This window comes from Arthrobacter sp. fls2-241-R2A-172, from assembly GCF_030208885.1.
GTDB lineage: Bacteria > Actinomycetota > Actinomycetes > Actinomycetales > Micrococcaceae > Arthrobacter.
This window is the reverse complement of the sequence record NZ_JARVTB010000001.1, coordinates 154,650-169,976: the sequence shown is the minus strand read 5'-3', so window position 1 is coordinate 169,976 and position 15,327 is coordinate 154,650. Positions and strand designations below refer to the sequence as shown.

Here is a 15,327-nt window from a genome sequence, read left to right as displayed (position 1 = left end):
TGGCTCCGGTAACAGACTAGGCGTCGATCACCATATCGGTGCGTGCCGTGGAGCAGCAGGGCAGGAACTTGCCGGCATCGATTTCCCTTTTCCGGATGCCGCCCTGGTGGTTCATCTCGATGTCGCCCGAGAGCTTGACCACCTTGCAGGAACCACACATGCCTTCCTTGCAATTCGCGCCGATCCTGACACCTGCGCGCTGGGCCACCTCAAGGATGTGCTCGGTCGGGTCGATCCGCACGTTGATGCCAGTGCGCACGAAGGACAACGTGAGGCTTCCCGTTCCAACCGTGTCAAAGCTCGAAGCATCAGGTGTTGCAGCCTCGGGCGCGGCACCTGCGGCGGAACCGCCGTCGTCCGCTTCGGAAGCCGCGTCTCCGGCGTCGTGGGTTTCCAGGGTGAGCCCGGACGCTTCCATCGTGCCGTCGGCATCGTATCCGGGCTCGTAGAGACCGAAGGCAGCCGGCTGGCTCTCAAAGTAGTCCTCGGCCGAATCGGCGATCTCATCCGCGATTTCCTCGGCAATGTCAGCCGCAATCGCCAGCTCTGCCTGGTACTCGAGGAGTGTCTGGCGGTCGCCGGTAAAGAATTCCATGTAAATGGACGTGTCATCGACGCCCACCTTGTTCAGGAGCTCCGTGGCTGTATTCAGGTAACCTTCCGGACCACAGGCGTACACCTGCCTGCCGTTGGCATCAGGGGCCACCTCGTCCAGCATGGCCGCCGTCAGCCTCCCGGTGAAGCCTTCCCAGCCTTCGGGCTTGCTGCGGTCGCCCAGGGAGTAGAAAACACGGATCCGCGAGTCCACGGAGGCGATGTAGGCCAGCTCCCGATGGAAGGCGAAGCCGCCGGCTTCAGCCCCGTGGTAAAGGACCACGACGTCGGCATGGCCGGGCAGCGAATGGATGGTCCGGACCATGGACATGATGGGCGTGATGCCTGCGCCGGCTGCCAGCAGCAGGTAACGGGCGCGCCGGTCGGCGTCGGGCAGGTGGAAGGCTCCCACGGGACCGAGCATCTCCAGCACTGTGCCGGGCTTGACGTTTTCATGCACCCACGGCGAAACCAGTCCACCGGCGTCGCGCTTGACGCTGATGCTGAAGGTCCAGGGCTCGGTGGGGGAACTGGACAGCGAGTAACTGCGGTCCACCGGATCCTGGTCCTCGCCGTTCACTGGGAACGCGACGTTGACGTACTGCCCGGCGCGGAATGCCAAGGGCGCACCATCGCAGCGTCGGAAGACGAAGGTCATGAGTCCGCCCGCTTCAGGAACGGTCTCCACGCATTCAGCCATGAACTCCTGCGGATGCCACGGACCCAGCGCACGGGCGGCACGGGCTGGCGCCTCAGCACTTCCCATCACCCTGTTCCACGGCATCTCAAGGCCGCGGATGCGCTGTGGCTCCTGGATGGCCGTCTCAGTAAGGAGTTCCATCACGCCAGGTGCTCCTGGACCCGCTGTACGTACCAGTTGATGAAGGCCTCAACCTGGTACTCGCTCTTCATGTACGGGCCGGGCTCATACGCGGGGCTGCCGGCGCCCGTCTGGCAGAGCTCCACGAACGCCTTGTCCTGCAGGTTCGTCTGCTTCCAGGTGTAGGTCAGTTTGTCCAGGTCATAATCCACGCCTTCCACGGCGTCATCCGCTACCAGCCAGGTGGTGCGGACCAGGGACTGGTGTTCGTTGATCGGGAAGACGCCGAACGTGATCACGTGGTCGCCCAGGAAGTGGAACCAGCTGTTGGGCTGCAGGTGCATCGAGCAGCGGCCGAGCCGGAAGTCCGGAAGGTCGCCGAGCAGCTTCTTGGAGAGCCGGCGGCCGTCGGCGGAGAACGATTCGCCCTCGCCGTCCAGGGATTCGCGGGAGATGCGGATACCGGCGATACGCGTGTCCAACTCTTCGACCACTTCATAGGGAAGGCCGTAGCGGCGGCAGCGCTCTTCCAGCGAGGACTGTGCTTCCTTGTTGCGGTCCCACACTTCCTCGAGGTGGGCAGGGATCAATCCCTCGGTCAAACCCCACGTGGGGAACAGCGAGCACGCGAGCTCCGGGTGGCCGTCGCAGTGGTAGCACTCACGGTTGTTCTCCATGACGAGCTTCCAGTTGCCCTCTTCGATGATGTTCTGCTGGTAGGCAATCTTCGTCTTGGACAGATCGTGGGGCGCCAGGTAGGGCTCGAAGATCTTGGCGGTCTCGTCAAAGTCGGTGGGCGGTTCGTCGGCGATGCAAACAAAGATGAGTCCGGCCACTTCGCGGCTGTGGGCGCGTTTGAGGGCGAAACAGTTCTTGTCGAACTTGGCCTCGCCGGGTGCCGATGCGTGGATCAGGTTGCCCTCGGGCGAGTAGGTCCAGGAGTGGTAGCCGCACACCAGGTTTCCCGTGGACCCAGTGGACTCGGTCAGGACGCGGGCACCGCGGTGGCGGCACACGTTGTGCAGGACGTTGACGCCGCCGTCGTCGTTGCGCAGCACGATCAGGGAGTAGGGGCCGTAATCCACCGTGATGTAGTCGCCGGGTTCCGGCAGCTCGGCAACGCTACCGGCAAAGATCCAGTGCTGGCCGAAGATGGCTTCCATGTCGATCTTGAAGATCGTGGAGTCCGTGTAGAAGGGGGCGTCCAGGGAGTACCCCGGGCGGCGGAACTCGAACAGCTCCGAGATTTCAGCGAGCTGCTCGGCGGGCAAGGTGGAAGCGAGTTTCCCGCGTGATTTGAGGGGTGAGTTCACTGGAGCAGTCATGGGGTTCCTCCCGGGAGGCTAAATAAGTACGTGTTTGGGGATGCCGCCGGTGCTTCTTTGCGCCGGGCGTTGTCGAAGTCTTCGTAGTACGAGATTAGGGACCATCGACCTGCAACAAAAGCGCAACATTTAGGAGATAACTCTGCACATTCGGTGCATGATGGGTGCATGATCGATCCACGGCTGATTACCCTCCGGGTTTTTGCCCGCTGCGGCACCGTCGGGGCAACCGCGGAACTCACCGGGTACTCTCCCTCCGCGGTTTCCGCGCAGCTACGCGAGCTCCAGCGCATGCTGGGGATGCAACTGCTCACCAAGGACGGCAGGGGCGTGCGCCTGACCGCCACCGGCCGCTTCCTCGTCTCCGGCTCGGACACCCTGATCGCGGATTGGGAGAACCTGCGGGCCGCTGCCATGAAGGCCGGCGACCAGGTCCAGTCCCACTTTGGCCTCGGCGGATTTTCGACGGCGGCAGCCCAGTTGCTCGCGCCGCTGGCCGCCACGCTGCGCTCAACACGGCCCCTCCTTGAGGTGCAGGTGCTGGAGGCCAACCCCTCACGCTGCTTCGACCTGCTGGTGGCGGAGCGGATCGACCTCGCGGTCATTGTTGCCATGCAGTCCGACAACTACGGCGAAGACGATCCCCGCTTCGAGCAAACGGTCCTGCTTGACGATCCCCTGGACGTGATCATTCCGGCAGACCACCCGCTGGCAGCCCGCGCAAAGGTGACTCTGGAAGAACTGGCGTCGGAGCCATGGATCACCGAGGCGGCGGGCTCCACGTACCACTCACTGTTCACTGCGGCCTTCACGGCGGTCGGAGTGACACCACGGATCGCCCATGAGGCCGTTGAATGGGAGACCCAGATCGCGTTCGTGGGTGCGGGGTTGGGCGTCGGCCTTTTGCCCCGCCTGGCGCCCCTGCACGGTGCCGAGAATGTGGTCCGGCTACGCATCACCGGGAAGGGCAAGCCCGCACGCCGCATCGTCGCTGCGGTACGAAGGGGAAGCATGGGCTCGCCCCTGATCAAGGAGTCGCTGGATATCCTCCAGAAGAGGGCGCAGCGCATCCTCATGGCCCGGCCCGAGGATGAGGCCTGAGCCAGGGACCCTCGCTGCAGGGCTAGGCCCACACCTCGTAGCCGGTGGACTGGTCAAAGAGCTTCCGCCGATCAGCTCCGTGCGCTGCGATCCAGAGGACGGAGTCATCAGCCGCCGCCTGCTCCACCACCCCGGTCATTACGCGGTCGCCCGCGAACCACACTTCCACCACATGTCCCGTCAGCTGGGCCCAGTCCTTGCGCAAGGCCCGACCCTGCACCGTCCTGGCCGGCTTTGTCTGCGGCATCGGGCTCACCGGCCGCGCTCTGCGAGGCGGTGGGGATGGCGGATCTCGTCGAACGTGATGCCGACCATCGACTCATCGAAAAGTGGTTCTCGTGTATTCATCTGATACTCCGGGAAATTGGGGGACGCGATCACAAGCACCGGAAGGACGCTGGGTAGCTGCCAACGCTCTTCTGATATCCGAGTGATATATTAGTGAAGTCAGTATGCAAGCGGCTTCTCCCGGCGTCAACCATGTCCCGGGAGCCACCGCGCGAATGGGAAGACTGCCCCTAAGCCGCGAACAATGCCTGACGGACGGCGCGCTCGAATCCATTGACGTGGACCCTGGCGAGCTCGGCAGCTTCATCTTCATTGCCGTCGATCACGGCTTTCAGGAGATCCAGATGCTCGCGGACGTGATGTTCGAGATCCGGCAAGCGGTCCAGCACCATGCACCAGATACGGGTAGCCAGGTTGTCATAACGGATCAGGATGTCTTCCAGGTGCGGGTTCGCCGCCGCCGCGTAGATGCCCCGGTGGACGCTTGCGTCGAGCCGTAGCGTCTCCACTACCGAGGCGGCGCTGACATCAAATTCCTCCACAGCCCGCATCACGCTGCGTAGTTGGTCCCGGGTGGCAGCCGACGCGACGCGCGCCGCCCGGGCTGCGGCAAGGGGCTCCAGCTGCGCCCGAATTTCGGAGATGAAAGCAAGATCGGTTACCTCCACACGGGTGGCGAATGTTCCGCGCCGCGGGTAGGTAATCACCAGGCGGTCCAGTTCCAGCCGCTTCAGGGCTTCCCGAACGGGAGTGCGCCCGACTTCCAGTTCCTTGGCGAGGTGCTCATCGTTGAGGATGTCCCCGGGTTTGATTTCGAGCATCAGGAGTCGATCACGAAGCCGTTCATAGGCCACGTCAGCCAGCGATTTCCTGGTGGCGTCGCCGATGCTTGCCAGAGTTCCAGTTGCCAACGCGCCAACTCCTTTTTCAAGAACGGGAAATCTATTGACCTGCCTTGGACACCAGTATACGCTGATTTCCAATCCTAATATATCAGTTCATGTCCCAAGAATATATCTAGGCAAAACATCCCAGGAGGACCCATGACCCTCGTAGCTTCAGACCCCCACCTCAGCACTTTTCCGGCTGAACGCGGCCAGCTCAATGACGAGCAGGCGCAGAAGTTCGTACTCACACTGTCGTGCGTCGAACAGCCCGGCATCGTGCAGGCAGTCACCACCTTCCTCTTCGACCGGGGCTTCAACATCGAAGAACACCAGCAGTTCGACGATAGCCTGCGCCAGACCCTGCACCTCCGCACGGCCTTCTCCGGTGCCAAAACCTTCACACCGGAACAGCTTGAGGACGAGTTCCGCTCCATCGCGGACCGTTTCGACATGAAGTTCAGCTTCCACGGCGAAACCAAGCAGCGGGTCCTGGTGATGGTCTCCAAGTTTGGCCACTGCCTCAATGACCTCATCTTCCGCTGGCGCGGAGGCAGTCTTGGCGGCGAGCTGGTGGCAGTTGTCTCCAACCACGAGACGCACCGCGCCATGGCCGAGGCAGCGGGCCTGCCCTTCATCCACGTTCCCGTCACCGCGGACACCAAGGCTGAAGCGGAGCAGAGGCTCCTGGACCTGGTGGACGAATACGAGGCCGACCTCGTGGTCCTGGCCCGCTACATGCAGGTCCTCTCCGACGATTTGTGCCGCAAGCTCGAAGGTCGTGCGATCAACATCCACCACTCCTTCCTACCCGGCTTCAAGGGTGCCCGCCCCTACCACCAGGCCTATGACCGCGGAGTGAAGCAGGTGGGTGCAACAGCCCACTACGTCACGGCGGAACTGGACGAGGGCCCGATCATCGAGCAGGAAGTCATCCGCGTGGACCACAGCTACGGACCCAATGCGCTCGCCACCGTCGGCCAGGATGCCGAAGCCCTTGCGCTTTCCCGTGCCGTCCGCTGGCACTGCGAACACCGGGTCCTTCTGGACCAGACCAGCACGGTCGTCTTCCGCTAACCACCCCGCCCCAGCCCCAGCCCCACGAACTTCAGCAGGAGAATTTTCCATGGCAACCACGCCTCGCATTGTCATCATCGGAGCCGGGATCGTCGGCACCAACCTCGCCGACGAACTCGTCACCCGTGGTTGGAACAACATCACCGTCCTGGACCAGGGACCACTGAACATGCCCGGCGGCTCCACCTCGCACGCGCCGGGCCTGGTCTTCCAGACAAACCCCTCCAAGTCCATGGCACTCTTCGCCAAGTACACGGTGGAAAAGCTCCTGTCCCTCACGGAGGACGGCCAAAGCTGCTTCAACCAGGTGGGCGGCCTTGAAGTTGCCACCACCGAAACCCGCTTGGCGGACCTCAAGCGCAAGCTCGGCTATGCGCAGGCGTGGGGCATCGACGGCAAGATCCTCTCCCGTGAAGAGTGCAAGGAGCTTTACCCGCTCATCAACGAGGAAGACATCCTCGGCGGACTCCACGTACCCACCGACGGCCTGGCCTTGGCCGCCCGCGCCGTCCAGTTGCTCATCAAGCGCACCGAAGCCGCCGGCGTGAAGTACATCGGCAACACCGAGGTGACTGGTATCGAGCAGTCCAACCGCCGCGTCACCGGCGTCGAAACTGCCGACGGCGTGATCCCGGCGGACATTGTGGTGTCCTGCGCCGGCTTCTGGGGCGCCAAGGTGGGCGAGCTGATCGGCATGTCCGTTCCGCTCCTGCCGCTGGCCCACCAGTACGTCAAGACCACGCCGGTCCCCGCACAGAAGGGCAAGAACGAGCTCCCCAACGGCGCCCGGTTGCCCATTCTGCGCCACCAGGACCAGGACCTCTACTACCGCGAACACGGCGAGCGCTACGGCATCGGCTCCTACGCGCACCGCCCCATGCCCGTGGACCTGGACGAACTCGGCAGCTACGAGCCCAGCAGCATCAGCGAACACAACATGCCGTCGCGCCTGGACTTCACCCTGGAAGACTTCCTTCCCGCCTGGGAGGCAACCAAGCAGATCCTTCCGGCATTGCGCGAAAGCGAAATCGAGGACGGCTTCAACGGCATCTTCTCCTTCACCCCGGACGGCGGCTCCCTGGTGGGCGAGTCCAAGGAAGTGGATGGTTTCTTCGTTGCCGAGGCCGTGTGGGTCACCCACTCCGCCGGCATCGCCCGCGCGGTGGCGGAGCTCCTGGTTGACGGAAAGTCCAAGATCGATCTTGGCGATTGCGACATCCACCGCTTCGAAGAGGTCCAGCTCACGCCGGAGTACGTCAGCGAAACGTCCCAGCAGAACTTCGTGGAAATCTACGATGTCCTGCACCCGCTCCAGCCCAAGCTCTCCCCCCGCAACCTCCGCGTCAGCCCCTTCCACGCCCGCCAGAAGCAGCTTGGTGGCTTCTTCCTGGAAGGCGCCGGCTGGGAACGCCCGTACTGGTTCGAGGCGAACGCCGAACTGCTCAAGGAAATGCCGGACGAGTGGCAGCCGCCGGCCCGTGATGCCTGGTCCGGGATGTTCAGCTCACCCATCGCTGCGGCGGAGGCGTGGAAGACACGTACTGCTGTTGCCATGTACGACATGACGCCGCTGAAGCGCCTGGAAGTTTCGGGCCCCGGAGCCCTGAAGCTGCTGCAGGAACTGACCACCGGCGACCTCGCCAAGAAGCCCGGCGCCGTCACCTACACCCTCCTCCTGGACGAAGCCGGCGGCATCCGAAGCGACATCACTGTTGCCCGCCTGGACGAGGAGACGTTCCAGTTGGGCGCCAACGGCAACATCGACACCGCCTACTTTGAGCGCGCGGCCCGCCACCAGACGGCCAGCGGCAGTGCCAGCGACTGGGTCCAGGTCCGCGACACCACCGGCGGCACCTGCTGCATCGGCCTGTGGGGGCCCCTTGCCCGCGACCTCATCAGCACCGTCAGCAGCGACGACTTCACCAATGACGGGTTGAAGTACTTCCGTGCCAAGAAGGTCACCATCGGCGGCGTCACCGTCACAGCCATGCGTTTGTCCTACGTTGGCGAACTTGGCTGGGAGCTCTACACCAGTGCGGACAACGGCCAGCGGCTTTGGGACGCGTTGTGGAAGGCCGGCCAGCCGTTCGGCGTCATTGCGGCAGGCCGCGCAGCCTTCAGCTCCCTGCGACTGGAAAAGGGCTACCGTTCCTGGGGCACGGACATGACCACCGAGCACGACCCCTTCGAAGCCGGCCTCGGTTTCGCCGTGAAGATGGCCAAAGAGAACTTCATCGGCAAGGCGGCCCTGGAAGGACGCACGGAGGAAGGCTTTGCCCGCCGCTTGCGCTGCTTGACGGTCGACGACGGCAGGAGCCTCGTGCTGGGCAAGGAACCGGTGTTTTATAAGGACCAGGCGGTGGGTTACGTGACCAGCGCGGCCTTCGGTTACACAGTCCGCAAGCCGATCGCCTACGCCTACCTGCCTGCGGCCGTCTCGCTGGGTGATTCCGTGGAAATCGAATACTTCGGCCGCCGAATCCAGGCGACCGTCACCGAGGACCCGCTGTACGACCCCACCATGAGCCGGCTCCGCGGCTAGAACACGTCCCATGATCAGCTCAGAAACAATTCAGGACTACCTCGCCAGGCTCGCCGCCCGCCAGCCCACACCGGGCGGCGGGGCGGCTGCCGCGCTGCACGCAGCCCAGGGGGCGGCTCTGGTTGCCATGGTGGCCAGGTACACCACGGGGGCCAAGTTCGAGCAGCACGCCGAGCTCGTCGCACGGGTCACCAGCGCCGCCGACCACTTGGTGGAAGCGGCCCTGCGCCTTGCCGACGCCGATGAACACGCCTTCCAGGCGGTCATCGACTCCTACAAGCTCCCGTCCGACACGGACGAACTGAAGGGTGCACGCAAGGCAGCCATCCAGGCCGCCCTGGTGCAGGCAGCCCAAACCCCCGCGCAGCTCATCCGGGTTGCCGGCGAAGTAGTGGAACTCGCCAGCGACCTCCTGAACGCGGCGAACCCCAACGTCATCAGCGATGTTGCCGCAGCAGCGGATGCAGCCCGTGCCGCAGCCACGACAGCACGCGTCAACATCGACATCAACGTGGTGGCCATCAAGGACCCCGCCGCCCGCGCCCAGCTGGCCGGGGAGACCGACGGGCTTGAAGACAAAGTGGTCCTGGCGGCCGATTCCCTGGTCAAGCGCGTCCGCGAAAGGATTCTCTCGTGAGCACCAATGTGCTTTCCGGCAAGAAACTGGCCACACTCATCCAGCAAAAGGCTCAGGAACAGGCGCAGGTCCTGGAAAACAGCGGGCGCCATCCTGTCCTGGCCGTGGTTGTGGCCACGGACGACGAATCAACGCTCTGGTACGTCCGGTCCATTGAACGCGCGGCTGAACGACTGGGCATTGGATGCAGGATTACCGATCTTGGGCCCGAAGCCACCGAACACGTCCTGGCCAGCGTCCTGGAGGACCTCAGCGCCGAACCGTCGGTCAACGGAATCATCCTGCAAACGCCGCTGCCGGCGGGAGTGAAAGCTGATGCCCTGGTAGGGCTCATCGCTCCCGAAAAGGACATCGACGGCGCCAATCCCCTCAGCCTCGGCCGCCTCGCCGTCGGCCAACCCGCCTTCGCCCCGGCAACGGCGCAGGCCGTGGTTGAACTCCTGGAACACTTCCAGGTGCCCATCGCGGGCCGGAACGTGGCCGTCGTCGGGCGTTCCGCAGTGGTGGGCAAGCCGCTGGCGCTGCTGCTGTTGGAGCGGGACGCCACCGTCACCGTCTGCCATTCCAAGTCGGGGCCGCTGGAACGCTACACCCAGCCGGCCGACGTCGTGGTTGTTGCCGCAGGCCGGGCCGGACTGCTGAAAGGCAACCACCTCTCGCCGGAGACGGTAGTGGTCGACGTCGGAACCAACGTCCTGCCCGACGGCTCGCTGGTGGGGGACGTTGATGAAGCGAGCGTCACCGGTGTGGCAGCTGGGTTGACGCCCGTTCCCGGCGGCGTTGGTTCCGTCACCACCGCACTGTTGCTCCTGCATACCGTTGAGGCCGCAGGGCAGCAAAAACCCGCCCAACTGGCCGCCGCGACGTCTGCTGCCCGGACCTGAAGGGAACCCGCATGGCAACGAAAGCCCCCGAAGGAAACATCGACGAGTCGAAGCTGACCGTCACCAAACCCAAGACAAAGGCCGTCGGCATCCCCGCCGTCGCGAACGCACTGAAGATCTCCCTGGAACAAATGGGCCCGGTTCGCAGCGTCCAAACCCTGCTGGCCGTGAACCAACTGGACGGCTTCGACTGCATGGGCTGCGCGTGGCCCGAGCATGAGAAGCGCAACGCTGCGGAGTTCTGCGAGAACGGGGCGAAAGCCGTGGCCGAGGAAGCCACCCGCCGACGCGTCACTCCGGAATTCTTCGCCAAGTACTCCGTGGAAGAACTGAAAACCCGCGATGACTACTGGCTGGGACAGCAGGGCCGACTGACCCATCCCATGGTCCTCGAGGAAGGCGCCACCCACTACACGCCGATCAGCTGGGACGACGCTTACGAGCTGATGGCGGCCGAACTCAAGGGCATGGCGTCACCTGACGAGGCTGTCTTCTATACCTCGGGCCGGACTTCGAACGAGGCAGCCTTCGTGTACCAACTCCTGGTCCGAGGCATCGGCACCAACAACCTGCCGGACTGCTCCAACATGTGCCACGAGTCCTCAGGTTCCGCCCTGGTGGAAACCATCGGCATCGGAAAGGGCTCAGTCAGCCTCACTGACCTGGAAACGGCATCGTTGATCTTCGTTGCCGGGCAAAATCCGGGAACCAACCATCCCCGCATGCTCAGCGCATTGGAGAAGGCCAAGAAAAACGGCGCAGTCATCGTGTCCGTGAATCCGCTTCCCGAGGCGGGACTTCTGCACTTCGAGAACCCCCAGCATGTGGCCGGCATGGTGGTGGGCACCCAGCTGACCGATGATTTCCTCCAAATCCGCGCCGGTGGCGACCAAGCCCTTTTCCAGGGCCTGGGCAAGTACCTCCTGGAGGCCGAGACAGCGGGCCGCAACAGCCCGGGACTGGAAACCGTCCTTGACCACGCCTTCATCAATGACCACACGGTGGGCATCGACGAATACCTGCGCTTCCTGGAAAAGGTGGAATGGGAAGACATCGTGGAAGCCACGGGCCTCACCCTTGAGCAGCTCCACGCCACGGGCGAACGGCTGCTGGCCTCCGGCTCCACCATTGTCTGCTGGGCAATGGGCCTCACCCAGCACAAGCACTCAGTGCCAACGCTCAGGGACGTGGTGAACGTCCTGCTCCTCCAGGGAAACATCGGCAAACCCGGCGCCGGTGTTTGTCCCGTTCGAGGACACTCGAACGTGCAGGGCGACCGCACCATGGGCATCTTCGAAAAGATGCCGGAGGCGTTCCACGACCGCCTGGACCAGGAATTCGGGTTCCGCTCCCCCAGGGAACACGGCTATGACACAGTGGCAGCCATCCGCGCCATGCGCAATAGGAAGGTCCGCTTCTTCATGGGCATGGGCGGGAACTTCGTCCGTGCCGCCCCGGATTCGGAGGTGACCGAGCAAGCCCTGGCCAACACCCGGCTCACCGTCCAGATCTCGACCAAGTTGAACCACTCCCACCTGTCCACCGGCCGGCGGGCCCTGATTCTGCCGACCCTTGGACGGACCGAAAAGGACACCCAGCGGACCGGGGACCAGCGGGTCACGGTAGAAGATTCCATGAGTGCCGTCCACGCTTCACGGGGCAGGCTCAAGCCGGCCAGCGAGCACCTCCACTCCGAAGTTGCGATCGTCTGCAACCTCGCGGACAAGCTGTTCACCGATGGCCACCACCGACTGCCCAACACCCCCAAGGCCTCCTGGCTGGCCATGCGGGATGACTACACCCTCATCAGGCAACACATCGAGGCAGTCTTTGACGGCTTTGAAGACTTCGAAACCCGGATCCAGCACCCCGGCGGCTTTGTCCTTCCCCATCCTCCCCGCGATGCCCGGCAGTTCAATACAGCCTCCGGCAAAGCCCATTTCACGGGCAATGCGTTGGAGTACATCAAGGTGCCGCCGGGCAGGTTGGTCCTGCAGACCCTGCGCTCCCATGACCAGTACAACACCACCATTTACGGCAAGGACGACCGGTACCGCGGCATCCACGGCGGCCGGCGCGTGGTGCTGATCAACGCCGACGACATCAACGAGCTTGGTTTCGCGGACGGGGACATGGTCAACCTGGTCTCCGAGTTCCAAGGCACCGACCGGGTCGCGGAGAACTTCAGGATTGTCTCCTACTCCACCCCGAAGGGTTGCGCGGCCGCGTACTATCCCGAAACCAACGTCCTGGTGCCCCTGGACTCGGTTGCAGACACCAGCGGAACACCGACGTCCAAGTCAGTGATCATCAGGTTGGAACGAGCCGCCAGCCCATAAGCCCAGGACCACCGCTGATCGGTTGCCTGTAAATGGTGCTTCGATGCCTGAAACCTGGGGAGGTATTTCCTCATCGAAGCACCGCTTTCGGGCAACCGGCCAGCCCCACATTTCCGCACCACCAAACACCCTAAGGAGTGTCATGTCAGGAAACAGAGCAGTCGCCTACAAGGAACCCGGTGTCGTAGAAATCATCAATACCGACTACCCCACCTTCGAACTCAAGGACGGGCCAGGCGTCAATCCCGCCAATGTCGGCCGTAAGGTACCCCACGGCGTCATCCTGCGCACCGTGACCACCAACATCTGTGGTTCGGACCAGCACATGGTCCGCGGCCGGACCACCGCACCGAAAGACCTGGTCCTTGGCCACGAAATCACGGGCGAAGTGGTGGAGGTGGGCCCCGACGTCGAGTTCATCAAGGTGGGCGACATCGTCTCGGTGCCGTTCAACATTTCCTGTGGCCGCTGCCGGAACTGCAAGGAACAAAAGACCGGCATCTGCCTCAACGTGAACCCGGACCGGCCGGGCAGCGCCTACGGTTACGTGGACATGGGCGGCTGGGTGGGCGGACAGGCCGAGTATGTCCTGGTCCCTTACGCGGACTGGAACCTGCTGCGCTTCCCGGACCGTGACCAGGCCCTGGAGAAGATCATGGACCTGACCATGCTCTCGGACATCTTCCCCACCGGTTTCCACGGAGCCGTCACCGCCGGTGTGGGCGTTGGTTCCACGGTCTACGTGGCCGGCGCCGGTCCCGTGGGTATCGCCGCCGCCGTCGGCGCCCAACTGCTGGGGGCCGCCGTCGTCATTGTGGGCGATATGAACGAAGACCGCCTGGCCCAGGCACGCTCCTTCGGCTGCGAAACCGTCAACGTCTCCAAGGGCGACCCCAAGGACCAGATCGAACAGCTCCTCGGCGTGCCGGAAGTCGACTGCGGCGTGGATGCCGTGGGCTTCGAGGCCCGCGGACACGGCAAGGACGCATCGCATGAAGCGCCGGCCACGGTGCTGAACTCCCTGATGGACATCACGGCGGCCGGAGGCTCCCTGGGCATCCCCGGCCTCTACGTCACCGGTGATCCGGGCGGAATCGACGAGGCCGCCAAGCACGGATCGCTTTCGCTGTCCCTGGGCACCGGCTGGGCCAAATCCCTGTCCTTCACCACCGGCCAATGCCCCGTGATGAAGTACAACCGCCAGCTCATGATGGCGATCCTCCATGACAAGGTCCAGATCGCCAAGGCCGTGAACGCCAAGGCGATCCCGCTCGAGGACGCACCCCGCGGCTACGCCGAGTTCGACGCCGGAGCGGCAACAAAGTTCGTACTGAACCCCAACGGCTACGTGAAGAACTGAGTACGCACTCAACGGATGCCGGGGACGGCGCGGCAGTAATTACGGGAAGGCCGAGGAGTCCCCGGCATCCGTGCCCCATGAACGCACCCAGGAATCGGACACCCATGCTTGCACCAGCGGATTCACCAGCCGGCCTCACGCGGCACCACGCCACCACGTGGGCCGAAGCACGGCAGTTGGCCTTCAGTTGTGCCACGCCGGTCCCCTCACGGAAGACCGAACTCGGCACGGCAATCGGATGCACCCTGGCCCGTGACGTCATTGCCCGACAGGACCTTCCCCACTACGCGTCGTCCGCCATGGACGGCTGGTCAGTCAACGGCGAAGGCCCCTGGACCATCACCACGGCCGGACGCCGGCTTTCCTCCGGTGAAGCCAGCGTCATCGCAACCGGAGGACTGGTACCCGCCGGTGCCACAGGCGTGCTCCGCAAGGAAAGCGGACACATATCCGGAGACGGGCGTCTTTCGCTCACTCCCCATGCGAAACCGGACGAGCTTCTCCCCGGGCGGCACATCCGACCGGCCGGCGAAGAGGCCAGTGCGGGTGATGTCCTCATACCCGCCGGTACCCGGCTCAATCCGGCACACCTTGCCCTCGCTGCAGTGGCCGGACACGATCACGTCCAGGTGCAGCGCAAGCCGCGGGTCGCCGTCGTCATGACGGGCTCGGAAGTGGTCACCGCCGGTGACCCGGCGCCCGGACAGGTGCGCGACGCTTTCGGTCCGCAGCTTGATGCGGTCATCCCGCAACTGGGCGGGGTCGCGGTAGGGCAACTGCGGATCGGCGACTCCTACGAGGAGTGGCTGGCGGCGCTCTCTGGGGGTGACGACGGCGGTGCTGACCGCCACCGGGCTGAGGTCACCATTACCACCGGCGGGACCGGCAAGTCCGGAACAGACCACTTCCGTGCTGCCGTCGCGGCGCTTGGTGGGCGGCTGCTGCTGGATGGGGTTGCCATGCGCCCGGGCCATCCTGCGGTGCTGGCGGAGCTACCGGACGGACACTTCATCCTGGGATTACCGGGAAATCCGTTGGCCGCCATGTTGGCCCTTATGACCCTCGGTGAACCGCTCCTCGCTGCCTTGGGAAACCACCCCCTCCAAGAGCCCACACCCATGCTCTCCGGCGCCGACATCGAACCCACCCCGGGAAAAACCCGCCTCATACCGTGCAGCGTTGTCCACGGGCTGGTGTTTCCTGCCGCCCATGCCGGCCCGGGGATGATGCGCGGGCTTGCCTGGGCCGATGGGTATATGGCCGTCCCACCTGAAGGTACAGCCGCTGGCGGGCAGGTTCCCGTCCTTCCCCTGCCGTGGAGCCGCTTGCCGGGATAGTGTGTTGCGATCACCGCAAGAACCCAAGGACCGGTAAGCGTTTATCCTTAACGGCATGACACGACGACGCGGCTCGACAAGCCGGGGCTTCCGAGTCCCAGGCATTTCCGTGGCCGCCTTATGCGCATCAGCTGTCGCC

The 15,327-nt window shown here is 64.1% G+C and carries 12 protein-coding genes; 8 read left to right on the top strand and 4 right to left on the bottom strand.

All coding sequences use genetic code 11. From position 1 onward, the window contains the following. Positions 1–16 precede the first annotated feature (16 nt). The gene (locus QRM57_RS00885; protein WP_284985194.1) at positions 17–1,438 is read right to left on the bottom strand and encodes a ferredoxin reductase; all 1,422 of its coding nucleotides are present in this window, start codon (positions 1,436–1,438) and stop codon (positions 17–19) included. Beyond that, complete coding sequence (locus QRM57_RS00880) at positions 1,435–2,739, bottom strand: aromatic ring-hydroxylating oxygenase subunit alpha (protein ID WP_257370107.1); 1,305 nt, start codon at positions 2,737–2,739, stop codon at positions 1,435–1,437. Before QRM57_RS00880 ends, QRM57_RS00885 begins: the two co-directional genes overlap by 4 nt. Positions 2,740–2,907: 168 nt before the next feature. Here QRM57_RS00880 and QRM57_RS00875 point away from each other — a divergent pair, with 168 nt between their 5' ends. Continuing rightward, positions 2,908–3,840 (top strand): LysR family transcriptional regulator, encoded by a 933-nt coding sequence (locus QRM57_RS00875; protein WP_284985193.1) that lies wholly within the window; start codon positions 2,908–2,910, stop codon positions 3,838–3,840. 22 nt (positions 3,841–3,862) lie between these two features. Here QRM57_RS00875 and QRM57_RS00870 read toward each other — a convergent pair whose 3' ends face one another. Together QRM57_RS00870 and QRM57_RS00865 are read right to left on the bottom strand one after the other, a co-directional pair. After that, the gene (locus QRM57_RS00870; RefSeq protein WP_257370109.1) at positions 3,863–4,087 is read right to left on the bottom strand and encodes a hypothetical protein; all 225 of its coding nucleotides are present in this window, start codon (positions 4,085–4,087) and stop codon (positions 3,863–3,865) included. Between the two features lie 271 nt (positions 4,088–4,358). Beyond that, entirely contained in the window at positions 4,359–5,039 is a 681-nt protein-coding gene (locus QRM57_RS00865) for a GntR family transcriptional regulator (RefSeq protein ID WP_284985192.1), read from the bottom strand. Positions 5,040–5,171: 132 nt separating this feature from the next. On the opposite strand from QRM57_RS00865, the gene purU reads away from it, so the two are divergent. From purU to QRM57_RS00830, 7 genes are all read left to right on the top strand, one after another. After that, positions 5,172–6,089 (top strand): formyltetrahydrofolate deformylase, encoded by a 918-nt coding sequence (gene purU / locus QRM57_RS00860; RefSeq protein ID WP_235521402.1) that lies wholly within the window; start codon positions 5,172–5,174, stop codon positions 6,087–6,089. A 49-nt stretch (positions 6,090–6,138) separates the two neighbouring features. Further along, complete coding sequence (locus tag QRM57_RS00855) at positions 6,139–8,631, top strand: GcvT family protein (RefSeq protein WP_284985191.1); 2,493 nt, start codon at positions 6,139–6,141, stop codon at positions 8,629–8,631. A gap of 10 nt (positions 8,632–8,641) precedes the next feature. Further along, positions 8,642–9,268: a cyclodeaminase/cyclohydrolase family protein gene (locus tag QRM57_RS00850; protein ID WP_284985190.1), complete on the top strand. Its 627-nt coding sequence runs from the start codon at positions 8,642–8,644 to the stop codon at positions 9,266–9,268. After that, positions 9,265–10,152 (top strand): bifunctional 5,10-methylenetetrahydrofolate dehydrogenase/5,10-methenyltetrahydrofolate cyclohydrolase, encoded by an 888-nt coding sequence (locus QRM57_RS00845; protein WP_284985189.1) that lies wholly within the window; start codon positions 9,265–9,267, stop codon positions 10,150–10,152. The genes QRM57_RS00850 and QRM57_RS00845 overlap by 4 nt, the downstream gene beginning before the upstream one ends. Positions 10,153–10,163: 11 nt before the next feature. Next, complete coding sequence (locus tag QRM57_RS00840; protein WP_284985188.1) at positions 10,164–12,491, top strand: FdhF/YdeP family oxidoreductase; 2,328 nt, start codon at positions 10,164–10,166, stop codon at positions 12,489–12,491. A gap of 142 nt (positions 12,492–12,633) precedes the next feature. Further along, positions 12,634–13,851 carry a formaldehyde dehydrogenase, glutathione-independent gene (fdhA, locus tag QRM57_RS00835; RefSeq protein ID WP_257370116.1) on the top strand — a complete coding sequence of 406 codons (1,218 nt, stop codon included), beginning with the start codon at positions 12,634–12,636 and terminating at the stop codon, positions 13,849–13,851. Between the two features lie 104 nt (positions 13,852–13,955). Continuing rightward, positions 13,956–15,188: a molybdopterin molybdotransferase MoeA gene (locus QRM57_RS00830; protein WP_284985187.1), complete on the top strand. Its 1,233-nt coding sequence runs from the start codon at positions 13,956–13,958 to the stop codon at positions 15,186–15,188. Positions 15,189–15,327 lie beyond the last annotated feature (139 nt).

What these genes read in the sequence shown, in the direction of transcription:
- QRM57_RS00875 (WP_284985193.1), top strand. Translation starts at nt 2,908, where the DNA reads ATGATCGATCCACGGCTGATTACCCTCCGGGTTTTTGCCCGCTGCGGC.
- QRM57_RS00840 (WP_284985188.1), top strand. Translation starts at nt 10,164, where the DNA reads ATGGCAACGAAAGCCCCCGAAGGAAACATCGACGAGTCGAAGCTGACC.
- QRM57_RS00830 (WP_284985187.1), top strand. Translation starts at nt 13,956, where the DNA reads ATGCTTGCACCAGCGGATTCACCAGCCGGCCTCACGCGGCACCACGCC.
- fdhA (WP_257370116.1), top strand. Translation starts at nt 12,634, where the DNA reads ATGTCAGGAAACAGAGCAGTCGCCTACAAGGAACCCGGTGTCGTAGAA.
- QRM57_RS00855 (WP_284985191.1), top strand. Translation starts at nt 6,139, where the DNA reads ATGGCAACCACGCCTCGCATTGTCATCATCGGAGCCGGGATCGTCGGC.
- QRM57_RS00880 (WP_257370107.1), bottom strand. Translation starts at nt 2,739, where the DNA reads ATGACTGCTCCAGTGAACTCACCCCTCAAATCACGCGGGAAACTCGCT.
- QRM57_RS00850 (WP_284985190.1), top strand. Translation starts at nt 8,642, where the DNA reads ATGATCAGCTCAGAAACAATTCAGGACTACCTCGCCAGGCTCGCCGCC.
- purU (WP_235521402.1), top strand. Translation starts at nt 5,172, where the DNA reads ATGACCCTCGTAGCTTCAGACCCCCACCTCAGCACTTTTCCGGCTGAA.
- QRM57_RS00870 (WP_257370109.1), bottom strand. Translation starts at nt 4,087, where the DNA reads ATGCCGCAGACAAAGCCGGCCAGGACGGTGCAGGGTCGGGCCTTGCGC.